20 protein-coding genes and 2 pseudogenes are annotated in these 23,787 nt (G+C 40.1%); 7 read left to right on the forward strand and 15 right to left on the reverse strand.

The features are described from left to right. Positions 1-40: 40 nt before the first annotated feature. The 7 genes and pseudogenes from IPJ16_09920 to trmD all read right to left on the reverse strand — a co-directional run bounded on the left by IPJ16_09920 (position 41) and on the right by trmD (position 7,283). Entirely contained in the window at positions 41-1,120 is a 1,080-nt protein-coding gene (locus IPJ16_09920) for a hypothetical protein (protein MBK7627491.1), read from the reverse strand. Beyond that, a complete protein-coding gene (locus tag IPJ16_09925; GenBank protein MBK7627492.1) occupies positions 1,101-1,664 on the reverse strand; it encodes a hypothetical protein in 564 nt (187 codons plus the stop codon). Before IPJ16_09925 ends, IPJ16_09920 begins: the two co-directional genes overlap by 20 nt. Positions 1,665-1,677: 13 nt before the next feature. Continuing rightward, complete coding sequence (locus tag IPJ16_09930) at positions 1,678-2,241, reverse strand: sigma-70 family RNA polymerase sigma factor (protein MBK7627493.1); 564 nt, start codon at positions 2,239-2,241, stop codon at positions 1,678-1,680. Positions 2,242-2,361: 120 nt separating this feature from the next. Next, entirely contained in the window at positions 2,362-3,198 is an 837-nt protein-coding gene (locus IPJ16_09935; protein MBK7627494.1) for a hypothetical protein, read from the reverse strand. Between the two features lie 82 nt (positions 3,199-3,280). Beyond that, positions 3,281-5,080, reverse strand: a complete 1,800-nt coding sequence (locus IPJ16_09940; GenBank protein ID MBK7627495.1) for a M20/M25/M40 family metallo-hydrolase — start codon at positions 5,078-5,080, stop codon at positions 3,281-3,283. A gap of 171 nt (positions 5,081-5,251) precedes the next feature. Then, positions 5,252-6,462: pseudogene (rocD, locus tag IPJ16_09945) on the reverse strand (ornithine--oxo-acid transaminase). A gap of 128 nt (positions 6,463-6,590) precedes the next feature. Next, positions 6,591-7,283 (reverse strand): tRNA (guanosine(37)-N1)-methyltransferase TrmD, encoded by a 693-nt coding sequence (gene trmD / locus IPJ16_09950; protein MBK7627496.1) that lies wholly within the window; start codon positions 7,281-7,283, stop codon positions 6,591-6,593. Positions 7,284-7,441: 158 nt separating this feature from the next. Between trmD and IPJ16_09955 the strand changes: the two genes are divergently transcribed. From IPJ16_09955 to IPJ16_09965, 3 genes are all read left to right on the forward strand, one after another. Next, on the forward strand, positions 7,442-7,810 hold the full coding sequence (locus IPJ16_09955; GenBank protein MBK7627497.1) for a transposase: 369 nt from the start codon (positions 7,442-7,444) through the stop codon (positions 7,808-7,810). Positions 7,811-7,824: 14 nt separating this feature from the next. Beyond that, positions 7,825-8,733: an IS3 family transposase gene (locus tag IPJ16_09960; GenBank protein ID MBK7627498.1), complete on the forward strand. Its 909-nt coding sequence runs from the start codon at positions 7,825-7,827 to the stop codon at positions 8,731-8,733. A 170-nt stretch (positions 8,734-8,903) separates the two neighbouring features. Then, on the forward strand, positions 8,904-9,143 hold the full coding sequence (locus tag IPJ16_09965) for a YkgJ family cysteine cluster protein (protein ID MBK7627499.1): 240 nt from the start codon (positions 8,904-8,906) through the stop codon (positions 9,141-9,143). A gap of 115 nt (positions 9,144-9,258) precedes the next feature. On the opposite strand, the gene IPJ16_09970 is transcribed toward IPJ16_09965, so the two are convergent. Next, positions 9,259-10,947 carry an amidohydrolase gene (locus tag IPJ16_09970; GenBank protein ID MBK7627500.1) on the reverse strand — a complete coding sequence of 563 codons (1,689 nt, stop codon included), beginning with the start codon at positions 10,945-10,947 and terminating at the stop codon, positions 9,259-9,261. 220 nt (positions 10,948-11,167) lie between these two features. Between IPJ16_09970 and dapB the strand changes: the two genes are divergently transcribed. Both dapB and lepB read left to right on the forward strand, forming a co-directional pair. Next, positions 11,168-11,884, forward strand: coding sequence for a 4-hydroxy-tetrahydrodipicolinate reductase (gene dapB / locus IPJ16_09975; GenBank protein MBK7627501.1), 717 nt, complete (start codon positions 11,168-11,170; stop codon positions 11,882-11,884). Positions 11,885-11,923: 39 nt separating this feature from the next. Further along, a complete protein-coding gene (lepB, locus tag IPJ16_09980) occupies positions 11,924-13,312 on the forward strand; it encodes a signal peptidase I (protein MBK7627502.1) in 1,389 nt (462 codons plus the stop codon). A gap of 129 nt (positions 13,313-13,441) precedes the next feature. On the opposite strand, the gene rplT is transcribed toward lepB, so the two are convergent. The 4 genes and pseudogenes from rplT to thrS all read right to left on the reverse strand — a co-directional run bounded on the left by rplT (position 13,442) and on the right by thrS (position 16,643). Beyond that, complete coding sequence (gene rplT / locus IPJ16_09985; GenBank protein MBK7627503.1) at positions 13,442-13,786, reverse strand: 50S ribosomal protein L20; 345 nt, start codon at positions 13,784-13,786, stop codon at positions 13,442-13,444. 94 nt (positions 13,787-13,880) lie between these two features. Further along, entirely contained in the window at positions 13,881-14,078 is a 198-nt protein-coding gene (rpmI, locus tag IPJ16_09990; protein ID MBK7627504.1) for a 50S ribosomal protein L35, read from the reverse strand. A gap of 26 nt (positions 14,079-14,104) precedes the next feature. Continuing rightward, positions 14,105-14,641: a translation initiation factor IF-3 gene (locus IPJ16_09995; GenBank protein MBK7627505.1), complete on the reverse strand. Its 537-nt coding sequence runs from the start codon at positions 14,639-14,641 to the stop codon at positions 14,105-14,107. Positions 14,642-14,701: 60 nt separating this feature from the next. Further along, positions 14,702-16,643, reverse strand: a pseudogene (gene thrS / locus IPJ16_10000) (threonine--tRNA ligase). A 266-nt stretch (positions 16,644-16,909) separates the two neighbouring features. Between thrS and IPJ16_10005 the strand changes: the two are divergent. Then, positions 16,910-17,656 carry a PKD domain-containing protein gene (locus IPJ16_10005; GenBank protein MBK7627506.1) on the forward strand — a complete coding sequence of 249 codons (747 nt, stop codon included), beginning with the start codon at positions 16,910-16,912 and terminating at the stop codon, positions 17,654-17,656. A 251-nt stretch (positions 17,657-17,907) separates the two neighbouring features. Here the strand turns inward: IPJ16_10005 and IPJ16_10010 are convergent, their stop codons facing one another. Next, positions 17,908-19,314: a hypothetical protein gene (locus IPJ16_10010; GenBank protein MBK7627507.1), complete on the reverse strand. Its 1,407-nt coding sequence runs from the start codon at positions 19,312-19,314 to the stop codon at positions 17,908-17,910. Between the two features lie 198 nt (positions 19,315-19,512). Here IPJ16_10010 and IPJ16_10015 point away from each other — a divergent pair, with 198 nt between their 5' ends. Then, on the forward strand, positions 19,513-20,877 hold the full coding sequence (locus IPJ16_10015; GenBank protein MBK7627508.1) for a sodium-dependent transporter: 1,365 nt from the start codon (positions 19,513-19,515) through the stop codon (positions 20,875-20,877). Positions 20,878-20,982: 105 nt separating this feature from the next. On the opposite strand, the gene lysA is transcribed toward IPJ16_10015, so the two are convergent. Both lysA and IPJ16_10025 read right to left on the reverse strand, forming a co-directional pair. After that, positions 20,983-22,131 (reverse strand): diaminopimelate decarboxylase, encoded by a 1,149-nt coding sequence (gene lysA, locus IPJ16_10020; protein ID MBK7627509.1) that lies wholly within the window; start codon positions 22,129-22,131, stop codon positions 20,983-20,985. 3 nt (positions 22,132-22,134) lie between these two features. After that, positions 22,135-23,448, reverse strand: coding sequence for an aspartate kinase (locus IPJ16_10025; protein MBK7627510.1), 1,314 nt, complete (start codon positions 23,446-23,448; stop codon positions 22,135-22,137). Between the last annotated feature and the right edge of the window lie 339 nt (positions 23,449-23,787).

Here is a 23,787-nt window from a genome sequence, read left to right on the forward strand (position 1 = left end):
CCTTTGTGGTTAAAAAGATCTTTTTAAGTTTGTTCTTTTCTTAATTAAGCCTTACAGTTCCGTAAGAAGCTAAGACCTTAACATTTGCTGAGGCTCCCTCTTTTCCAACAGTGCCTGATACCTCATTTGAGTTATTCTCAATGATCCGTCTCTGGGCACTGAAATTATCCTCATTGTATCTTAGTCCGCCGTATGAAACCCTGGCATCAAGATTATAGTTAGCGTTTTCTTCAATGCCGAGTCTTACTCCCATATAATGAGTTTCCACATCCAGGGATTCGAATCCTGCAGGTATGCGATCGATTGAGAACGATCCGTAGGAGCCTTCATACTCAAGTTTCTTTGTCAGAGTACCTATATTTACTTCAGTATAACCATTTTCAAGTACAAGATTATTGATTGATTCAATTCTCAGGTTATCATATTTTGTTACACCAACAACACTGCTGGTTTCTCCGATAACGAGTTTTGAATATTTGCTGTCAAGAAGAAGAGCCTGGCTTTTATCAATGTTTGTGGTTCCGCAATATCTCAAATTTACATCAAGCCATCCGGTTTCTTCTATTGAGCCTTTTCCGTATGCAAGTACAAGTCTGCTGAGCGGTTTTACATTCCCCCTGGTAAGCTTTCCTGCTGTGATATCTCCGTATTTTATATCAAGGTTCAATAGTCCGGTGAGCTCATCTATATCTGTATTTCCGTATCTGTTCGACAGCGTCAGAGCTGTGTTAACAGGCATTTTAACAGTATAGTCGATGCTGAATCTTCTTGAACTGCTTCCCCATCCTGAGAAATTAAATTTGTCATCTATCACTGTCTTTGCCGATACGAGGGCGTCACTCTCATCAAACTGTACATCTATATAGGATATAAGTTTTTCTGCTTTCTCCCTGCTTGGCATTTCAACAGTTACTTTGACATCTATAACTATCTGGTTCTTATCCCAGCTTGTTATAAGTACATCACCATATTTGTTGTTTATCTGAAGTGTTGTATTGACCCCTGGTGTGAATTCCTTGTGGAATTCTTTTGTAACTTCATCCTGAGCTGTTAATGTGAATGATAGTAACAGCAGCGGAATAAAGAGGAGTCCTCCTGGTTTATAAGCTGACTTTTTCATTTTCTGTCTTGTTTTCGTTTCCATTCTTTACTGTCCTGAGCTGATTTAATATGTAGTTCATTACTTCAATCTTTGTCTGATAGTGTTCTATCATTGCATTTATAATCCTCTCATCATTAGGATTTGCCTTAAGTTCTTTCTGCAGTGAGACATAAACAGAATCCATGCTTTTCATTTCCTGTACCAGCAATGATTTTTGTTCGGGATTATTTTTGAAATCAAGGTTTACAATTTCACCTTCCATCATATTGACCTGATGTATATAGTAGCTTTCAACTTCTTTATACTGAGGTGAAACCTGACCAAGAGTCATCCTGCTGCTTCCCGGCCGTATAAAGTGATCCCATGTCCAGAGCGAAGAGAGTGTAACCAGAAGTGTTACAACTGCTGCTCTTAGGAGGTAAGGTACTATACTCCTCTTTGGTGCATTTTTCTGGGCTCTTATTTCCAGTTTCATGCTGAATCTTTCGAAGTGACCATCTGATGGTTCTGAACCATCGAAATAGTTCTTGTTTCCCCTGATTATGTCTTCTATAGTTTTCATGCCTGATAGATTTTCATTTTTTTTGTTTCAATTCTGCGATGAGTTTTTGTTTGGCTCTTGAGAGCTGCGATCGTGATGTGCTGCTGTTAATTGAAAGGATCTCAGCAATTTCATCGTGATCATAACCTTCAAGAAGGTAGAGTGAAAGTATTACTCTGTAACCATCGGGCAGACGTTCTATTGCTTCCTTAACCTCTTCAACCCGTAAATCTACCTCTTCATTTCTGGCCGTTTCATCGCCACTTTCATCTCTTATTCCGATATGAGATTCAATATCTTCAAAGACCGCTTTGCGTTTATTCAGGGCATCAAGTGAACGGTTTACCACTATTTTCTTCAGCCAGGCTCCGAAACTTACTGTTCCTGAATATGTATCAATCTTTTCAAAGGCCGACAGGAACGACTCCTGCATTATGTCTTCGGCTTCCATCGTGTCATTTACAATTCTCAGACTGGTGTTATACATTGCTTTATAGTACAACTTGTAGATCTGAAACTGTGCTTTCTGGTCGCCGGTTTTGCACCCGTCCAAAAGATCCTGGTGCAGGTTTCTGAATGCAGCTTCTACATTTGACATCTTTATATAAAGACTAGGTTTTATATGTGTTGCTGCACCCACTTTTCTATCAATTTTCTAATCAATAGACGTGGTATATTTTTAAATGCTGCACTCACATACAAAAAAAAACAAGAAAAATCAGAATAAATTAATGATCATTCCCTGGGTAACCTGCCCGCTGGCGTAATCCAGCTCTGAGCCAAATAAGCTATGCGGGATGGAAAAAATCAGGAGAAGTACGAATGCAGCCAAAGCTACATAGAGTGGTTTCTCTTCTTTTCTGTTCATGTATACAGCGAGAATCCAGAATAGAAGAGCAATAAGGGTTTTATTATCAGTCAGATCCCATCCGAATGGGATTCCGGTCCATAACTCGCCAAAAGCGTAGTATTGTACTATTGGACCAAGTATCATACCCCCGGCAATAAAGAGGGCCAGAGTCCAGATTGAATAAATCTTATATTGAGGAAATTTAGTCACAGCCATAAGTCCGGCAAGTGTTGAAAACAACATTGCTATAAACATAAATAGAATGTGGGGAATAAGAATAAAAGCGGGTACCCCACCCTTGAATCTTATAACAATAGGCTCTTCTTTAAAAAAAGTATTTGTCCCTTTTGAATCGGTGATCTCAAAATAATACTGAAGTTTTCCTGCTGCCGGTTGTTGCGGAACCTCTGCAAAAAGACACTCTTTTCCGGTATCTGCTCTGTATATGAAATCTGCTGCCTGATACTCTTCATCCGATTTAAACCGTTTGAAATATAATTTTGCCTTAATTGAAGGATTATTAACATTTAACTTTACCTCTGATCTTTCATCATGACTCAGACTCCTCACAAGCTTAAGCTTATAGACAATCCCGTCAAGTGACACTTCCATTCTTTTCGGGTATGTGGGTCCGGTCATTTTCTGATAAACAGCTGCACTGCAAGTAATTATAATTGCCAGTGACCACAATATTGCTTTTTTCATATAGATATATTTAAACTGTCTTCTAATTTATAATGTTTGCAATTTACTTCCGTCTCCGGTCTCCGGTCTTCGGTCTTCCGTCTTAAAGTTGTATCAGCAACACCTCTTTCTTCCCATTACGCAAAACTTCAACACTTATTGTCTGACCATGTTTAAGCTGACCCATCCTGAACATGTAATCCTGGATATTATTAACGGGTTTTGCGTTTATGGCGGTTATAATATCTCCTTTTTTCATGCCTCCTAGAGCGGCAGGCTTTCCGGGTGTTACAAAATCAGCTCTGAGTCCGTTTTTAATTGCGCCTGCAAAATCAGGCATAATTCCAAGAGTTACACCTTTTCTTCTTGCAGTTCTTGTGACTTCTGCTTTCGGACCTGATTCCATGAATTGTAATCGGGAATCAGATGAAGCCAGTTCTTGCGCCATACTGAAAATAAGAGAAGATATTTTAACCATACCTTCATAGTTAATCTTATCATATGTATCTGCCGGGGTATGATAATCCAGATGAGCACCAGTAGAATAGAAGAGCACCGGGATGTTTTTTCCGTAAAATGATGAATGATCTGATGGTCCGTATCCCTCTGGTGATAATACAAGTTTTATAACTGAAGTGTCGCTCTTTGTATAAATGAGTTCCTTTAATCCGCTGGCAGTGCCAACGCCTGCAACCTGCAGACTGTTTGTCTCATTTAGTCTTCCAACCATATCGAGATTTAGCATGGCATTGATTTTTGAGATGTCGACACCCGGCTCCTCAACAAAGTGCTTGGACCCGAGTAAACCCAACTCTTCACCTGTGAAAGCAACACAGATTATACTTCTTTTATGGCTCCCTTTTGTGAGTGCAAATTTCTCAGCAAGTTCAAGCATCATGGCTATACCTGAAGCATTATCGTCAGCTCCGTGGTGAACACCTACTGTATCAACAGCCCTGCTCGATGAGCCAGGACCACCCATTCCAAGATGGTCAAAGTGGGCCCCGAATACAATATACTCATTTTTGAGCTGCTCGTCTTCACCCTGAAGGACCATCATGACGTTTCTGGTACTTGATGTTTCTTTTATGATCTCTGCTTCTGCTGCAATTTCTGAGCCGGTTTTAAAAGAGGCTGGCTTTCTGGAATTGTTGAGCTTCTTCTCAAGCGTTTCAATAGTATTTCCTGATTTTGAAACAATGAAATCAGCAACCGGTCTCTTTATTCTGAGTACAGGGATATCAACTGAAAATCCTTCTGTATTGAGGGCTTCAAACTTGTCTTCAGCATCGTAAACCAATCCGGATACCAGCAATACTCCTGCTGCACCCATGTCCTTTGCAACCAGAGCTTTATCCCTGTCAGCACTGAAAGGAATAAACGGACTGTTATTATCATCAGTTTCCGGATCAGCCCTGAGGATAAGCACCCACTTGCCTTTTACATCAATATTCTGATAATCATTCCATTTCAGACTGTCACCGTTAATATTGAAGCCATAACCGGCAAAAACTACTTCAGCATTAAGAGACCCATTTGAACTGAATGCCATAGGTGTAAAATCATCCTCTAACCGGAAGTCCCTGCCACCACCAGAAAGTGCATTCTCTTTTCCAGCAAGGACCCTCTTTGTAACCTTAAACCTTTGAAGTCCGTCACCTGTAAGCGGCTTAAAACCATATGAACCAAGTTCACTCCTTATAAATTCCGCAGCCAGACTATCACCAGCAGAACCAGTCATTCTTCCTTTCAAAGAATCAGATGACAGGTACTTAATCTGCGATTGCAGTTCTTCCACTGTTACTTCCGGATTTTTTGCCCTGTTACACGCAAAAGCTGCAAGAGCCAGTACTATTAAAGCGGGAACTAGTCTTCTGCCTGAGATATTCTTTCTGATTTGCATAATTAGATTATTAATATAATACCAACCCTGAAAAGCTAATATAGTTCAAAGTTTAAAGTTCAAAGTTCAAAGTTCAAAATTCAAAGTTTCAACCTACCCAGTACCCAGTACCCAGTACCTAGTACCCAGCACCCAGCACCCAGCACCTAGCACCTAGCACCCAGCACCTAGTTACTCAAACAACTTAAACGCCTCCTTAATCAACCCGATAGCTTCTCTCAGCTGAGCCTCTGTGATTGTAAGGGGAGGAGCAAAACGGATAATATGTCCGTGTGTTGGTTTTGCTATTACGCCTTTTTCTTTCATTGCGAGACATACATCCCATGCTTCTTTGCCGTTCTTTGGTCTGATAACAACAGCATTAAGAAGCCCTTTACCGCGAACAAGTTCAATCATATCAGATTTAATACTTTTAAATTCATCGCGGAATATTTTGCCCAGACGTTCAGCATTCTCGGCAAGCTTCTCATTTTTAACCACTTCAAGGGCTGCAATTGCAACTTTAGCTGCTACAGGATTGCCTCCGAATGTTGATCCGTGTTCACCTGGTTTGATTGTCAGCATTATCTCATTATCAGCCAGCACTGCTGAAACAGGCATTACGCCGCCGGATAAGGCTTTTCCAAGTATAAGTATATCGGGACGTACTCCTTCATGATCACAGCAAAGCAGTTTTCCTGTACGTGCAATTCCTGTTTGTACCTCATCGGCAATAAACAGTACGTTTTTCGATTTGCACATATCATAAGCTTTCTTCAGATATCCGTCATCAGGGACGTAGACACCTGCTTCACCCTGGATAGGTTCAACAAGAAAACCTGCCACATCAGGATCTTTGAGTGCATTTTCAAGAGCTTTTAAATCGTTGTAAGGTATTATCACAAAGCCCGGAGTAAAAGGACCATAATCTTTTTAGCATCCGGATCAGTTGACATTGATACAATACTTATAGTCCTTCCGTGGAAGTTTCCTTCGCAGCAAATGATCTTAGCCTGGTTTTCCTTTACTCCCTTTTTCAGATAAGCCCATTTACGGCAGAGTTTCAGGGCAGTTTCATCTGCCTCGGCGCCAGAGTTCATAGGAAGAACTTTGTCGTACTTGAAATATTTTGTGATATACTCCTCATATTCACCAAGAACAGAATTATAGAATGCCCTTGAAGTAAGTGTAAGTTTTGAAGCCTGATCAGTCAGGGCTTTAATTATCTTTGGGTGGCAATGTCCCTGATTGACAGCTGAATAGGCTGACAGGAAATCAAAATATCTCTTTCCTTCCACATCCCATACAAACGGACCTTCACCTCTCTCCAGCACAACAGGCAGCGGATGGTAGTTATGTGCACCATACTTGTCTTCTCTGTTGATATAATCCTGTGTATTCATGTTATTGATTATTAAATAGATAATAAATTAAATAATGCGCATACAATCTTACGAAAGTTTTTTAATATTTAAAAATGGTCTTCTGGTCTCCTGGTCTCCTGGTCTCTCCCTTTCTCCCTTTCTCCCCTTCACCCTTTCTCCCCTTCATTCCCTGACAGGTCCGGTCTGAGCCTTTGAGTTCGTTCTTCCGACTGCTCATGCCTCCATCTATCAATATTGGCTGCATGTCCCGAAAGAAGAACAGAAGGCACCTTCCATCCGTTGAAATCAGCAGGTCTTGTGTAAACCGGAGGTGCAAGAAGATCATCCTGAAAAGAGTCGGAGAGGGCTGACTGTTCGTCGGAGATAGCACCGGGAATAAGTCTGACAATAGCGTCAGTAATTGCGGCTGCAGGTAGTTCTCCTCCTGAAAGAACATAATCACCGATTGATATTTCTTTTGTTACCAGGTATTCACGGATCCGCTGATCAACACCTTTATAATGACCTGCAAGGATTATTATGTTGTTAAGTAACGAAAGCTGGTTTGCCATTTTCTGGCTGAACTTTTCCCCATCAGGCGATGTGTAGATTATCTCATCATAGACTCTTTCACTTTTCAGCTTTTCTATTGCCTTGTAAACCGGCTCAATCATCATCACCATTCCGGCTCCTCCGCCAAAAGCATAATCGTCCACGGTTTTATACTTATCAGTTGTAAAATCGCGAAGATTGATAATATTGATTTCTACAAGCCCTTTCTCCCTTGCCCTTTTGACAATTGAATGATTGAACGGACTCTCGAGCAATTCCGGAAGGACTGTAATGATGTCAATTCTCATAAAAAGTGTTTTTGTAAAAATACGAAGAAAACAAATAGGCGCAAAGGCACAACGGCGTAAAGGCGTAATGGCGTTAAGGCATTAAGGCATCACGGCTCTTCGACAAGATGTCTCGTCCTGAAATAGGTTTACAGGAAAAGTAAACTAAATTTAGGATTATGAGAAGGAAAGTAAATCAATTCACGGATGAATTCAAGTTTATGGTTATTCAGGAGTATTTGAATACAGACATAAGCCGAAAGGAGTTACAGGAAAAGCATGGTTTTCGAGGAAATAGCGCTGTTTCCGATTGGATGCGTAAATTTGGTGGCAATAAAGTCACTGATGAACAGATAAGCATTCAAAAGACTATGTCAAAAGAAGTAGATAAAACGCCACAAGAGCGTAAGTTAGAGGCAAAGATCAAAGAATTGGAGAAAGCCCTAGAGCAAGAACGACTGCGGACTCTGGCTCTAAATACTATGATTAATATTGCAGAGAGGGATTTAAAAATTTCAATAAGAAAAAAGTCTGGAACCAAACAGTAACAGAGCTACGCACTATGGATCAAGGTTATAAAGTAGAGCCATTGTGCGGACTGTTTGGTTATAGTAGGCAAGCTTACTATCAGCAGATGAATTATAATTACAAGGAAGTGGTAAAATCAGAGATCCTATTACAGTTAGTTGCCAGGGAACGCCAGTTAATGCCTCGCCTTGGTGGTCGAAAGCTGCTTTACAAGCTGCAAGATCGTTTGCCACAAGAACTTCAATTGGGAAGAGACTCGTTCTTTAATTTTCTCCGAGAGAAAGGATTATTAGTCCGCAGAAAGAGATATAGGGCAAAAACCACCTTCTCAAATCACTGGCTTCGTAAATATCCTAACCTGATAAAAGACTTTACCCCAAATGGGCCTCATCAGCTATGGGTTAGCGATATAACTTATATTGAAACGGATGAGGGATTTACTTATCTTTTTCTTATTACTGATGCTTATTCAAGAAAAATAATAGGCTGGAGCATTGCAGATACATTAGAAGCCAAACATGCTATTATTGCATTGTATATGGCTTTATGCCAGCTACCAGCCGGAATTAAAAATGTGTTTCATCACTCAGACAGAGGCGGTCAGTATTGCTGTGAGCAGTATGTAAATTTATTACAGAAAAATGACTTTCAGATTAGCATGACTGAAAGTGGCGATCCACTTGAAAACGCCATTGCAGAGCGGATTAACGGCATTTTAAAAACAGAATGGATATATGATCTTAAGATTAAAACCAAAGCAAAAGCAAAAGAAGAAGTTAATAAGATTATAAGCATTTATAATAATGATCGGCCACATGATAGTCTGGATAAATTTACCCCAAATCAAGCACACAAACACTCAGGGGTACTTAAGAGACAATGGAAAAACTACTGGAAACAGAGAGAAGCATATCAAAAAGATGAAAAAAGTTTAGTTTTGTAGATATCTACAAAACTAAACTTTACCAACAATCAGAAAGATGAATGTAAAGTTATCTTAGTATTAACAACAAACTCTGTAAACAAAAATCAGGACGAGTCAAGAAATTGCTTGATAATTATTACCTTTGAGCCTTTGTGCCATTGTGCCATTCAGCCTATTAATACAATAATATGAATTGTCGTGAAAACTGCGGTGCCTGCTGTATCGCCTTATCAATTTCTTCTCCGATCCCCGGAATGCCTGATGGCAAACCGGCAGGAGTGAGGTGCATTCACCTTACGGATGATTACAGATGTGCTATTTACAATAATGGTAAACCCCAGGTATGCGAAGGATTTACAGCTGAAGAGGAGTTTTGCGGCAATAATCAGGAGGAAGCTATGAGGATTCTGGGATCGCTTTCAATGTAGCGCCCCCCAACCACCCTAAAGGGGGGCTAAATCTTATATGTATTTAAAAATTAATCAATTACACGAAATTAGTCCCCCTTTAGGGGGATGTCCCGCTTCGGCGGGACAGGGGGCTTTATCTTCCTGATGAATACACCACCTTCCCCCCGGTAATTGTATAATCGATCCTGGTCTTCATTATCTCATTCTCGGGGATAGTCAGTAAATCCTTATCTGTTATTACAATATCAGCAAGGTATCCTGTTTTGATCATTCCCTTTCTGTTTTCCATGAACTGGGCATATGCGCCGCCGAGGGTATAATACTCAATTGCTTTTTCCATAGTCACTTTCTCTTTCGGGAACCATCCTTCGCCTTCTTCTCCCAGTCTTTCTTTTCTTGTTACAGCTGCGTACAGACCCTCCATGGGATTAAGTGGTTCTACGGGGTAATCAGTCCCGAAGGCCAGCATTGCACCGGCATCAGCAAGGCTTTTCCATGCATATGCACCTTTGGCTCTTTCGGAACCTATTCGTTTTTCACAGAATTTTTTATCGGAAATACAATGTGTCGGCTGCATTGAAGCGATAACTCCTAGCTGAGCAAATCTTGGAATGTCAGTCAGAAGGAGTGTCTGGGCATGTTCATCGCGGTGACGGCTGTCGCGTTTACCATTTACCTCCTGAGCTTTCTGGTAAGCGTTGAGAGTCCAGTTATTTCCTTTATCTCCAATTGCGTGCACACCAATCTGAAAACCGAATTTATCAGCTGTAACTACCATATTTTCAAATTCTTCATATTGCATCATTGATAGTCCGGATGTACCCGGATTGTCGCTGAAAGGCTCAAACATTAAAGCTGTACCTGAACCAATTGTTCCGTCAATAAATGCCTTGAGGTAACCAAATCTCAACCAGTTTCCTTCTCCCGGATACTGTTTCTGAAGCTCAGTATATTTCCTGAGCAAAACTGTATCAGCGGTGAGTGACATTCCAATATCGATTCTGCTGGTCAGGACCCCTTTTTCCTGCAGTTTTTTATAGGCTTCAAAATCAGCACTTCCTGGTATCTGTACACTTGTTACTCCAAGCTCTCGTGCTTCTTTCAAAGCCATAAGATAGCCCTGCCATATCCTCTCATTCTCCTGCTCAGCGGTCCTTTCAGCTTTTGCAGCACCTGTCTTAACAAGATTTTCTGCTTTCTCTTTAAGTATTCCTGTTGGCTCTCCGGTAACAGGATCTTTCTGGATCTCCCCTCCGAAAGGATTAACAGAATTTTTGGTTATTCCTGAAGCCTTCAGTACATATGAATTAACAAGAACAGAGTGTCCGTCGGCCCTGCTGAGTACAACCGGATTATTTGGAGCAACTTTATCGAGTAGCTCTTTTGACGGCCATTTTTTATCAGTGAACATCTCATGTTCCCAGTGCCCGCCACTTATAAGTTCTCCCGGTTTTGATCTGGCAACCTGCGCTTTAACCTTCTCTGTAATAACATTCGGATCGGTGGTATACCGAAGTTCTACGTAATCGGGATCAAGCGGACCAAAATGAACGTGAGCATCATTAAAACCGGGGAGCACAAGCTTTCCCTGTGCATCAATTACTTTAGTTGTCCCGTCCAGAATATGTTTTGAAATTTGTGCTGTGGTCCCAACAGCAATTATTGTCTCTCCTTTTATGGCAATTGCTTCAGAAGAAGGATTCTCTTTATCAATTGTGAGAACCTTTCCGTTTATAATCACCAGGTCGGCCTTCTCAGGTTGCGAACAGGCACTTATTGATATCATGGTTATTGCTGATAATGTGACTATTATATTATTCATTACAAGGTTATTTATTTGAGGAAATATATGAATTTTTTTGTTTAAAATATATTTCTTAGTGAACCTTGGTGCCTTGGTGTCTTGGTGGCACTTATTTTCGCCACTAAGGCTCTAAGGCACAAAGAAACACCAAGAAATTTAACATCACCTTAAGATTTTTGTTCGATTTTTATGATATTCACAACATCAAAACAGGTATTTTCGCAGAAACTTTCCGGAAATGAATATTGCGTTGATTGGTTATGGAAGAATGGGGCATGAAATTGAAGCAATTGCCCTAAAAAGAGGTCATGTGGTTAAACTGATTATTGATCAGGATAATGCCGGTGACCTTAATTCAGAAAATTTAAAGGGAATTGATGCGGCAATCGAGTTCTCATCGCCAGAAGCAGCGTTTGAAAATGTGATTAAATGTATTGAGAACAGGGTGCCCGTTGTCTCGGGAACTACAGCATGGCTGGCTAAATATGATGAAGCAGTAGCAGCATGCAGGAAATTTAATACTTCTTTTATCCACTCATCAAATTTCAGCATAGGAGTGAATCTGCTTTTCAGACTGAATAAGGAGCTGGCCAGGCAGATGGATCTTTACTCTGACTATTCTGTTTCGATAGAAGAGATCCATCATACAAAGAAGCTTGATGCACCAAGTGGTACAGCAATAACCCTTTCCGACGGCATAAAGGATAATCATAAGGGATACTACGGATGGTGTCATGATAAGGAAAACAAGGAATCAATGATCCCAGTTACCTCAGTCCGGGAAGGCCTGGTACCCGGTACGCATACAGTTACCTGGGATTCGGAGATTGATACGATAAGTCTCAGACATGAAGCCAAAAACAGGAAAGGTTTCGCTCTGGGAGCTGTGGTGGCAGCTGAATATATTCATTCGAGACATGGAGTATTCACAATGGAAGATGTAATGGGATTCTGATAATTATTTCTACTTTTACCGATCTTTAAAAAAAGTGTCATGAATGAGTTTTTATCAAAAAAGTATGTAAGATTTGCGATCACTGCAGTTATATATCTCCTTGTTGTTATCTGGATAGGTAACTTCTGGCTCCTTATCGGGCTGGGTGTAATATATGATATGTATATTACCGAGAGAGTTAACTGGACTTTCTGGAAGAAAAGGCATCAGAAGAACAGTGCTTTTATTGAATGGCTCGATGCTCTGATTTTTGCTGTGATAGCAGTTACACTCATTAATATCTTTCTTTTCCAGAATTACAGGATCCCTACTCCGTCGATGGAGAAATCGCTGCTTGTCGGCGATCATCTTTTTGTCAGCAAGCTTGCATATGGACCACGATTGCCTAACACACCCATAGCATTTCCATTTACCCAGCATACTATGCCACTGACTAAAGGTAAGTCATGGTCAAATCTTATTCTCAGACCTTATAAGCGGCTTTCAGGGGGCGGACAGGTAAAGAATAATGACCCTATAGTATTTAACTTTCCTGCCGGCGATACAGTTGTTGTGGAAGAACAGACAACAAGCTATTATGAAATTGTAAGAAGAAGAGCCAGGGATCTTAAGGACAGAAATAAATTTGACGGGTCAGTTCCTCAGACCGATGCATATTATCTTCAGCAAGCAAGAAAAGAGATAAGAGAAAACTATACAGTTATTTATCGTCCGGTCGACAGGAGAGATAACTATGTGAAGAGGTGCATTGGAATACCGGGTGATACAGTTATGATTAAATCGGGAATTCTGTATGTTAATGGTAAAGTTGTTGAAGACAATGGAACACAGCAGACTACCTATGTTGTGGGGACTAACGGCACCACAATAAATCCAAAAGCTTTTGAAAGGCTGGGAATAACAAGATATGACCAGAATACTATCTCCGGATCAGCTTATCTTTTACCACTGACCAAAGGAAATGTTACTGCAATCTCGAAGTTTTCCAATGTAACAGAGGTATCTCCGATTTACGCCAGGGTAGGGGAATATGCTCCTCATATTTTCCCGTATAATCCTGTATATGGGTGGAATGAAGATAATTACGGCCCTATATGGATTCCTGTTAAAGGTACCACTGTTAAGATTGATACCTCTAATTTATGTTTATATGAGAGAATTATCGATGCATACGAGAATAATGACCTGAGAACTGAAGGCAGTACCGTATATATTAATAATGCACCTGCCGATAGTTATACGTTTAAGATGGATTATTACTGGATGATGGGTGATAACCGTCACAACTCAGCTGATTCAAGGTACTGGGGATTTGTACCTGAAGACCATGTTGTAGGCAAACCAAAGTTTATATGGCTATCGCTTGATAAGGAGGCTGACGGGCTTAAGCGTATCAGGTGGAGCAGAATGTTTATGAAGGCTAGATAAGCCGGAAGTCTGATGACGGAAGACGGAAGCAGTTTCTTTCTTCGGTCTTCCGTCTTCCGTCTTCGGTCAATGATATTTAGTAAAAAAGCCGACCCTCAGAGTCGGCTTTCTGTTAATATATAATTCTATCTACTTAACTTTCTCAACGATAGCTTTGAAAGCTTCCGGATGATTCATTGCCAGGTCGGCAAGTGTTTTTCTGTTAAGTGTAATACCTTTTTTAGCTACTTTTCCAATGAATTCGGAATAACTCATGTCGTACTGACGTACACCTGCGTTTATTCTCTGAATCCATAAAGCCCTGAAGAGGCCTTTCTTTTTCTTCCTGTCGCGGTAAGCATACCCCATACCTTTGTCGAGGGTATTCTTTGCAACTGTTATTACATTTCTTCTTGAACCGAAGTTCCCTTTTGTTGCCTTAAGTACCTTTTTTCTTCTGGCACGTGATGCAACTGCGTTTACTGATCTTGGCATAACTCATTTTTTTTGAATGTCAGCGGTCTTATGTGACTCTTATTTGCTGAACAATCTGTTAATACTATAATTTTTTTATCAATGCGTCGGGCAACTACCTCATTGCGAGCATCAACTTGACATTTTTAAGGTCTGTTTTGTGAACCTCGCCAGCATAGCCAAGATTTCTCTTACGCTTTGTTGTCTTTTTTGTCAGGATGTGACTCTTAAATGCATGCTTACGCTTGATCTTTCCTGTTCCGGTCAAAGAAAATCTCTTCTTTGCACCCGAATTCGTCTTCATTTTTGGCATTTCTCTCTTTCAGATATATTAAAAAACTATTTTTTCTTTTTTGGAGAAAAAGAAACAATCATCCTTTTTCCCTCCAGTCGCGGCAACTGTTCTACTTTTCCGTATTCTTCAAGGTCGTTGGCAAAACGAAGCAAAAGCACTTCACCCTGCTCCTTGAATAATATTGATCTTCCTTTAAAGAACACATATGCTCTGACTTTTGCCCCCTCTTCGAGGAATTTCATTGCATGTTTGAGCTTAAAGTTGTAATCATGGTCATCGGTGTTAGGTCCGAATCTGATCTCTTTCACCACAACCTTTGATGTTTTGGCTTTAATCTCTTTCTGCTTTTTCTTCTGCTGATAAAGAAATTTCTGGTAATCAACAATTTTGCATACGGGAGGTTCCGCGTTTGGAGAAATTTCAACAAGATCAAGTTCCAGAGAATCAGCCAGCTTCAAAGCATCCTGAATGCTCATCACCTCTGCTTCTATTTCTTCGCCTACAACTCTGACCACTTTTGCTGTGATCCTGTTATTAATTTTGTGAGCCGGCTGGGTAACCCTTGCCGGGCTTCGCCTGATTGGTAAAGCTATAGCTCTTTCCTCCTAATTTTTGTTAATACTTAAAATTCCTATCGTGCATTAAAATGCAATCTCTTTTTTAATCTCTTCGTTTATAAAACTGACGAATTCTTCAACTTTCATGCTCCCTTTGTCGCCTTCTCCCTGCTTTCTTACAGCAATTGTTCCGTTCTCAACCTCTTTTTCGCCTATTATAAGAAGGTAGGGAATCCTCTTTAATTCATTATCCCTGATCTTCTTACCTATCTTTTCGCTTCTTTCGTCAATTAGTGTGCAAATATCGGAATTATTTAGAATTTCCAAAACTTTTCCTGCATAATCATTGAATTTTTCACTAATCGGTAAAATGACTGCTTTTTTCCGGCGCAAGCCATAATGGAAATTTGCCGGCTGTGTTTTCAATAAGGACGGCCACAAATCTTTCCATCGATCCGAAGATTGTGCGGTGTATCATCACCGGTCGGTGCTTCTGATTATCGCTTCCGTTATATGTCAGGTCAAATCTTTCAGGAAGGTTATAGTCAACCTGTATTGTACCAAGCTGCCATTTTCTTCCTATGGCATCTTTTACCATGAAGTCGAGCTTTGGTCCATAGAATGCAGCTTCACCGGTAACGACAGTTGTTACAAGGTTTTTCTCTGCAGCTGCTTCAATGATATCGCGTTCAGCTCTCTCCCAGTTTTCATCCGAACCAATATATTTTTGTTTGTTATCAGGATCACGTAACGATACCTGAGCCGAATATTCAGTGAAGCCAACTATCTTATATATATACAGGATAAGGTCTATAATGCTTTTAAATTCCTCTCTTAGCTGGTCTTCCCTGCAGAAATGGTGTGCATCATCCTGGGTAAAGCTTCTTACTCTTGTGAGTCCGTGAAGCTCACCGCTCTGCTCATACCTGTATACGGTTCCGAATTCTGCCATTCTGAGTGGCATATCCTTGTATGAGTGTGGAGTAGCGTTATATATTTCACAATGGTGCGGACAGTTCATTGGTTTGAGCATAAACTGTTCACCTTCCTGTGGTGTTGAGATAGGCTGAAATGAATCGGCTCCGTACTTCTCAAAATGGCCTGAAGTCTTATAAAGATTTACATTGCCAATATGCGGGGTTGTAACTATCTTATAACCTCTTTTTCTTAGTTCCTTTGTAAGGAAAGTAATAAGGTTCTGCCTTATATCAGATCCTTTTGGCAGCCATAAAGGGAGTCCCATTCCCACTTTTTGTGAAAAAGCAAATAATTCTAGCTCTTTTCCGATCCTTCTGTGGTCCCTTCTTTTTGCCTCCTCAAGAAAAACAAGGTAGTCATCAAGCAGTTTCTGCTTGGGATATGTGATACCATAAATTCTGGTTAACATTTTGCGTTTCTCATTGCCTCTCCAGTAGGCGCCGGCAATACTGAGAAGTTTTATCGCTTTAAGCGGTTCAGTTGAGGGCAGATGTGGTCCGCGGCAAAGATCTGTAAAGTTACCCTGGGTATACAGGGTTATCGTACCATCTTCAAGCTCGCTTATAAGTTCAGTTTTGTATTCATCACCTTTCTTTGTGAAGATATCAATAGCCTCTTTTTTACTTACTGCTCTGCGGCTGTAGGTAAGGTTTTTAGCAGCAAGCTCCTTCATACGGTTCTCAATTGTAATGAGATCAGCCTCTGTAATCACTTTTCCTTCACCCGGATCAACATCATAATAGAATCCGTTTTCAATTGCCGGACCAATACCAAATTTAATTCCCGGATATAGTGATTCGAGAGCTTCTGCCATAAGGTGTGCAGATGAGTGCCAGAAAGCGTGTTTACCTTCTTCATCTTCCCATTTATGAAGCTTAAGCGTGGCATCAGTTTCGATAGGACGCATTAAATCCCATACTTCGCCATTTACTGTAGCGGAATAGACCTCTTTTGCCAGCCTGGGGCTAATTTTTTCGGCAATCTCAAGACTGCTGGTCCCTTTCTCATACTCTCTTTCAGAACCATCAGGAAAAGTTATCTTTATCATTCTGTGCACTTTTTTATAGGAGTGCAAAGATAAGAAATTTTTTTATATCTAAATGGTATTTTGTAACAGGCTGGAAGACCGGAGACGGAAGTCGAAGTGCGGCAAATAAATCTCATTATCCGGAACGCATTTAGAATGTTGTATGGAGGAAGTCATAAAAATTATTTTGCTTTTTACTTCGGTCTTCGGTCTTCCGTCTTCCGACTTTTTCTAAATTTGTGGCACGTATTTTGAAACTGTACTTTTGAACGATTAATACTAAAATTATGAAACGGCTTATTTATCTCTCTCTTTTTATTTCGCTGGTTCTCTATTCATGCGAATCAATTCCCGAAGCTCATTTTTATTCAGATACCGTTGAACCTGCAGTAGGGCAGGAGGTCTTCTTTACGAACGACTCACAGAATGCAACTAGTTTTGAATGGGATTTCGGTGATGGTTTCATCTCAAAAGCAGAAAATCCAAGCCATATTTTTACCGGTTCAGGCAGCTTCGTTGTAACTCTGAAAGCTATTTCGAAAAAAGGCCTGGAGGATAATGCTACAATGACTATTGATGTTGTAATACCAACTCTTCTTGAAATTGAAGTAAGGGAGTATTATGATGAATATATTGTTCCGAATGCAAGTGTTATTTTGTATGGCTCAATTACAGACTGGGACGCACAGGAAGGAAAGGTAACTGAAGGATGGACAGATAAATATGGTAAAGTGGTATTCTCTGGTTTGGGCCCATGGGTATATTATGTTGATGTATGGGAAACCGATCATGATAATTATACTCTTCGTAATGAAGACATCGGATTTATACGGACAGCTGAAGTTATACCACATTCTATTAACAGATTCGTTGCATGGGTAGACTACGTGCAGCATACAAAAGGTTCTGCCAGAGGTGAACGCTCAATGGTAATCAGGAAACTTGAAAGAAAAGCAGACAGCAAGGTTCAGCCTTTATCAGGAACAGATACTGAAGGCTGGGAAGAAATGTATGCAAGAAGGGTAAATAAGTAGGACCACACTACATGCAAAACCCTAGACTCCTGCTGGACTCAGGAGATCCTTCGCTATCGCTCAGGATGACATGGATTTATGAATTGTAGAGGGGAAAGAAATGGCGATTCGCAAGCTAAATTAGAACTGTTTAATAATTATCAGCGAATCGCCATTTCTTTCCCCCTTTTTCCATCGTAAACACTGTCATTCCGAGCGGCAGCGAGGAATCTCCTGAACCTTTAGCAATCAACTTTTGTAGCCCAAAACCATCAATCCTTTCCAATTTGTTCATTAAGCCACCCCGGACGATTTGTTGTTATTCCTTTAACACCAAGTGAAATAAGCCGTTTTGCCTCTTCGGGATTATCAACTGTCCAGCTGAATAATTCAAGATTCAGTCTGCCCGCATCATTTACTACTTCCCTGGTAGTTATATTCCAGCTCAGACTGATTCCCTCAAGACCCGATTGTAGTACCAGAGGCAGATTTTTTTTAAGCAGATCGGCGTTGCTGCAAAGCCAGTAACAGGCATTTTCAGGAAATGCTTTCTTGGTGTCGCTGATGGTCTGAAAATCAAATCCGATAAAGACGAATCTTTTGTTTACCCCGTACCTGGTTACAGTCTTTTTCAACTCGGGAAGTACTTCACTTCCGCATTTGATCTCAACAACAAGTTCTTTTCCGGCAGGTACTTCCTGAATAATCTCCTCCAGGAATGGTATCTTTTCACCTTTGTATGCGGGGTCTTTCCAAAGACCGATATCCAGTTTCCTGAGTGTATCAGAGTGAGTATCCTTAATAGTATAGTTTTTTCCTGAGGTCCTTTTGGTTGTTCCGTCATGATTGACCATTATACGGCCATCCTTCGACAGATAGATATCACACTCAACAGCATCGGCTCCGAGTTTCCATGCAAGTTTTGAAGCAGCAACACTGTTTTCCGGGGCAAGGTAGGAAGCTCCTCTGTGAGCAATGATCTCAACATCAGGGATTGGCACAACTTTTTTAAGCTCCTTTTTAATTATATCTGTCCATACAGCATATCCGTCAGGATTAAGATGAAGCAGGTCTTTTATAAAGAGTTCATCCTTAGGTTTCCCCTCACTGTTAAGAAATGCGAAATCAGTTCTGATTGAATAGGTATTCTTTTGATTTACACATATTTCTCTTATAAGGGCAGTGGCTTTCTGAATCTCAGGCCATACTTTCCAGCGGGAAGAACATGGTGTCACTTCAATCCAGAATACCGGGGTCTCCGGATGACTTTTTCTGATTGTCTTCAATACACTTTTAAACAGTTCCGCAACTTCCTCCGGACTTTTATCCAGATCAGTACCTGCTATGTCGTTAGCAATAAAAAGTAATATAGCTTTGCATGGATGAGGTTCGAAGATCCGTTCAGCATAAACGGCTACGTCACTTAATCTGGAGCCTCCGAAACCTCTTTGTATTACAGGATAAGGAGCCATATCTGTTGCAAGTGTTGACCATAGTCTGATGCTTGAGCTGCCTGCAAAAAGAATGGCATCGGGTGAATAAGTTTCTGATTTATCAAGCTCCTCAAATTTCTGAATATCTTTCTCCCAGGCCAGTACAGATGGCAAAGTCTGATATTTTCTTACCGGGGAACATGAGATTGCCAGGATTGAAAAAGCTAATAGCAGTGATCGTCTCATATGATTCATATTTATATTAAGTGCTGGTAAAAGTATACTATAATATTTGTTTATAAAATGGGAAAACAATTTTATTATACATAATGCAGGGTGTTGCCTTATTATTTATAAATTGGCGCCGAAATCAGAGAATATTAAATATCTTTTGAATTCAAAATTAATATCTGTAAGTATAAATTATAAAGTTTGTAAATTATTATGAGTGAGCCCTTTAATGATGAACGAGGTAGTTTTACAAGTAAATTCGGTGTAATTGCTGCTGTTGCTGGTTCGGCAATCGGACTTGGTAATATCTGGAGGTTTCCATATGTGGCAGGTGAAAATGGAGGAGCAGCATTCCTGTTTGTTTACCTCATAATTGTAGTCGGTATTGGAATCCCTGTTATGACCTCAGAATTCATAATTGGCCGCGCAGCTCAGAAAAACCCGTTCGGGGCTTTTAAACTTCTTGCCCCGGGAAAACCGTGGTACTTAATCGGACTTATGGGTATTGCCGCTGCATTCATGATACTTGCATTTTATACAACTGTGGCCGGCTGGACACTTGAATATTTTTATCAGACAGTAACAGGAAATTTATTTGGTAAGAGTGAGGCTGAACTAACTTCGATGTTTGAAACGTTTCAGAAAGGATCATTCCGTCCGTATCTCTGGTTTATAATATTTATGGGCTTTACCGGACTTATTATATTATCCGGTGTTCAGAAAGGAATAGAACGGTACACTAAGCTTTTGATGCCAATTCTGGTTCTGTTATTGGTTTTATTATGCATAAGATCAATAACATTGGAAGGCTCAAGAGAGGGGTTGCGTTTTCTGTTCCATCCCGATTTCAGCAAGATTACTTCAAAAGTTATTCTTGAGGCACTGGGTCAGGCATTCTTTTCTTTGAGCATTGGAATGGGTACTCTGATAACATATGGTTCATATATTCGTAAAAGTGATAATCTTGCAACCTCTTCTCTTCTGGTTGTCCTTGCTGATACTTCTATAGCTATACTTGCCGGTATCGCAATCTTTCCCGCTGTATTTGCTCTTGGAGGATCTCCGGCATCTGGAACAGGGCTTACATTTGTCGTTTTGCCGGGCGTTTTTCAGAAAATGCCATTCGGTGAGTTCTTCGCAATGATGTTTTTTATTATTCTCGCTGTTGCAGCTCTGACATCAACAATATCTATTCTGGAAGTAATTGTCGCCTATATGGTTGAAGAATTGAAACTTACACGACGTAAAGCAACAATAGCAGCTACTCTTGCAGTTTCTGTTCTTGGACTGGTCACAGTGGCTTCACTCGGTAGTCTTAGCAATCTTACTATAATGGGCAAGAATGTCTTTGGTATTCTTGAGTATCTCACTTCAAATGTAATGCTGCCGGTTGGAGGATTCTTTATTGTGATTTTTATCGGATGGTTCTTTAGTCCGAAAATGACAAAGAAAGAGCTGACAAATGATGGAGCGTTAAAAGCAGGATATATACCGGTATTTATGTTTATTGTTAAGTATGTTGCTCCTATAGCAATTGCTGCGGTATTTCTTTATAGTCTGGGCATTCTCAAATTTTAGATTGGTAGAGACGCGATGCATCGCGTATCAGAACACACCAAAATAATAATATTTGTAGAGACGCGATGCTTCGTGTCTCTATTTATTTTAGGCCAGTATCATTTTTCAGATTTCGTCAGAAAAAACTGTTCTTGGCAAATCCCTGAGATTATACCTAGAAGCCATAGTTTCACCATATGCACCTGCGGACCTGATCGCAAGAATATCACCTCTTTTTGTTTCCGGAATTTCAATGTATTTTCCGAAAGTATCAGCCGATTCGCATATCGGGCCAACAACATCGTACCTATAAATCCTGCCCTCTGATGTGAGATTTTCTATCTTATGATGGGCCTGGTAAAGAGCCGGTCTGATCAGGTCTGTCATGCCGGCATCAATAATGGCAAACTGAGTGTTGCTTCCGTTTTTAATATATAATACTCTTGATATCAGCGATCCGCATTGCCCTACTATTGATCTTCCAGGTTCAATGTGTATCGTCTGGCCCGGCCTCAGATCAATCAGCTCATGAAGCATTGAGAAATACTCTTCAAAACGAGGTCTCTTTCCCGGATTCTCATAATCTATACCTAAACCTCCGCCTACATTTATTACTTCAAGACTGATATTCCTGGTGGCAAACCAATCCTGTAATTCATTAATTCGTGTACAAAGACTTTTGAATACAGACATCCTGGTTATCTGTGAACCGATATGAAAGTGAATTCCTTTAAGCTCTATATTATTCAGGAAGTTAAGCTGTCTCAGAACTTCATCCAGTTCCCAGGTGTTGATCCCGAATTTACTCTCTTCAACACCTGTTGTGATATATTTATGAGTATGAGCTTCAATATAGGGATTAATCCTTAATGCAATAGTTGCCTTTTTGCCAAGTTTACCTGCTATTGAATTGATGACCTCCATCTCAGGAATTGATTCGCAGTTGAAACAGAAAATATCTTTTCCAAGTGCCAGTTCAATATCCTTATCAGTTTTTCCTACTCCGGCAAATACTATATCAGTAGGGTTGAATCCAGTTTCAATTGCTCTTTCAATCTCATTCCAGCTGACGCAGTCTGCTCCAAATCCGTATGAAGAGATAAGCTTCATTATCTTTGGATTGAAGTTGGCTTTTACTGCATAATTAATTTTATAGCCTGAATTTTCCGATTCTTTTTTTACTACATCAAGTGTTGATCTGAGGCTATCAAGGTTATAGTAATAAAACGGTGTTTCTATTTCCCTGAATTTTTCTATAATCTGTTTATCGATCATTTTTTAATTAAAAAGATGTTTGCTGAGTAATCTGAGTGCTTCAATCTTGTTTGATGTGTCAATCAGCAGGGAAAGACTGTTAGGACTTCCTCCATAAGAGATCATTTTAAGAGGGATCGTGTTGAGTGCCTCAAATATTTCAGGGGCAGAACCGGTACGCTCCGTCCTGAAGTCGCCAACAATGCAGATTATTGACTGATTTTGCTCAACCTCCACACTTCCCAGTTCTCTGAGGTCCTTCGCAATCTGGTTGATAAATTCAGGATTATCAATTGTAATTGAAACAGCTACTTCGGAAGTTGTGATCATGTCGATTGGTGTCCTGTAAGCTTCAAATATTTCAAACACCTTTCTCAGAAATCCATAGGCCATTAACATCCTGTCTGACCTGATCCTTAAAACTGAAATACCATCTTTAGCCGCAACAGCCTTATAATCAAGAAGAACTGAAGAAGACGTGATGAGTGTGCCGACATCTTCGGGTTCCATTGTATTCTTTAACCTCACCGGGATATTTTTTTCTCTGGCAGGGTTCACGCTTGATGGGTGAAGGATCTTTGCCCCGAAATATGCAAGTTCTGCTGCTTCATCAAAAGATATCTCCCTGATTACTTTTGTATTCTCAACATATCGTGGATCGTTATTATGGAATCCATTGATATCTGTCCAGATCTGAATTTCTGAAGCCCCGATAGCGGCACCAATTATTGATGCTGTAAAGTCGCTGCCGCCACGTTTAAGGTTGTCAATCTCACCGTATGCATTTCTGCAGATGAATCCCTGGGTAATAATAATATTCTCGGAAGTATAATTCCCCAGCTCCCTTGTGATGTTTTCTTTTATATAGAATGAATCAGGTTCCCCGTCCTTATCTATTCGCATGAAGCTCAGAGCAGGAATGAGAACCGATTTTATATTCTTTTCCTTAAGTAACAAATGAAACAAAGCAGTTGATATTAGTTCTCCCTGCGCAAGAATTGCCTTCTCCTGCAGCTTTGTGAAAACCCTGAGGGTAAAATTGCTTATATATTCAAAATGAGAATCGATCAGTTCATGTCCTTCCTTATTAAAAGACTCAATAGTAAGTAAGTCATCCACGACTTTGTGATACCTGACTTTAAGCTCGTCATTTTTCCGCGACGCCTCATCAATTTTATCGGCATACAGAAGATCTGTTATCTCCACAAGGCTGTTTGTGGTGCCCGACATAGCCGATAGCACAACTATTTTTCTATCATTATCATTTATTAATGGTATCAGTGCCCTCATCCTGTCAGGACTTCCCACTGAAGTACCACCGAATTTCATAATTTTCATACTATTTCACTTTAAAAAAAAACCTGCAACTATCTGCAGGCCATGTTATCTTAATAATCACACACTTAACAATAAGATAATTACGACCTGTATTCCAGATGTTTAATACACCACCTATTTCTAATTATCTGATTGTTCATATCTGTTAATCAGGGAGCAAAAATATACTTTTAATTAATAATTCGCATTTTAATGGTTATATTTTTGTTAACATATAATAAAATTAATTGTTTTAATAATAATAGCTAAAATGCATTAAGTTGTTTATTCGTACAACTTCGGTCTCCGGTCTTCCATCTCCGGTCTTCCGACTTTATTTTATTTTCAATTACTTCTCTT

It is taken from the genome of Bacteroidales bacterium (assembly GCA_016709865.1).
In the GTDB taxonomy this organism is placed as follows: Bacteria; Bacteroidota; Bacteroidia; order Bacteroidales; family VadinHA17; genus LD21.

What these genes read in the sequence shown, in the direction of transcription:
- IPJ16_09920 (MBK7627491.1), bottom strand. Translation starts at nt 1,120, where the DNA reads ATGAAAAAGTCAGCTTATAAACCAGGAGGACTCCTCTTTATTCCGCTG.
- IPJ16_09925 (MBK7627492.1), bottom strand. Translation starts at nt 1,664, where the DNA reads ATGAAAACTATAGAAGACATAATCAGGGGAAACAAGAACTATTTCGAT.
- IPJ16_09930 (MBK7627493.1), bottom strand. Translation starts at nt 2,241, where the DNA reads ATGTCAAATGTAGAAGCTGCATTCAGAAACCTGCACCAGGATCTTTTG.
- IPJ16_09935 (MBK7627494.1), bottom strand. Translation starts at nt 3,198, where the DNA reads ATGAAAAAAGCAATATTGTGGTCACTGGCAATTATAATTACTTGCAGT.
- IPJ16_09940 (MBK7627495.1), bottom strand. Translation starts at nt 5,080, where the DNA reads ATGCAAATCAGAAAGAATATCTCAGGCAGAAGACTAGTTCCCGCTTTA.
- trmD (MBK7627496.1), bottom strand. Translation starts at nt 7,283, where the DNA reads ATGAGAATTGACATCATTACAGTCCTTCCGGAATTGCTCGAGAGTCCG.
- IPJ16_09955 (MBK7627497.1), top strand. Translation starts at nt 7,442, where the DNA reads ATGAGAAGGAAAGTAAATCAATTCACGGATGAATTCAAGTTTATGGTT.
- IPJ16_09960 (MBK7627498.1), top strand. Translation starts at nt 7,825, where the DNA reads ATGGATCAAGGTTATAAAGTAGAGCCATTGTGCGGACTGTTTGGTTAT.
- IPJ16_09965 (MBK7627499.1), top strand. Translation starts at nt 8,904, where the DNA reads ATGAATTGTCGTGAAAACTGCGGTGCCTGCTGTATCGCCTTATCAATT.
- IPJ16_09970 (MBK7627500.1), bottom strand. Translation starts at nt 10,947, where the DNA reads ATGAATAATATAATAGTCACATTATCAGCAATAACCATGATATCAATA.
- dapB (MBK7627501.1), top strand. Translation starts at nt 11,168, where the DNA reads ATGAATATTGCGTTGATTGGTTATGGAAGAATGGGGCATGAAATTGAA.
- lepB (MBK7627502.1), top strand. Translation starts at nt 11,924, where the DNA reads ATGAATGAGTTTTTATCAAAAAAGTATGTAAGATTTGCGATCACTGCA.
- rplT (MBK7627503.1), bottom strand. Translation starts at nt 13,786, where the DNA reads ATGCCAAGATCAGTAAACGCAGTTGCATCACGTGCCAGAAGAAAAAAG.
- rpmI (MBK7627504.1), bottom strand. Translation starts at nt 14,078, where the DNA reads ATGCCAAAAATGAAGACGAATTCGGGTGCAAAGAAGAGATTTTCTTTG.
- IPJ16_10005 (MBK7627506.1), top strand. Translation starts at nt 16,910, where the DNA reads ATGAAACGGCTTATTTATCTCTCTCTTTTTATTTCGCTGGTTCTCTAT.
- IPJ16_10010 (MBK7627507.1), bottom strand. Translation starts at nt 19,314, where the DNA reads ATGAGACGATCACTGCTATTAGCTTTTTCAATCCTGGCAATCTCATGT.
- IPJ16_10015 (MBK7627508.1), top strand. Translation starts at nt 19,513, where the DNA reads ATGAGTGAGCCCTTTAATGATGAACGAGGTAGTTTTACAAGTAAATTC.
- lysA (MBK7627509.1), bottom strand. Translation starts at nt 22,131, where the DNA reads ATGATCGATAAACAGATTATAGAAAAATTCAGGGAAATAGAAACACCG.
- IPJ16_10025 (MBK7627510.1), bottom strand. Translation starts at nt 23,448, where the DNA reads ATGAAAATTATGAAATTCGGTGGTACTTCAGTGGGAAGTCCTGACAGG.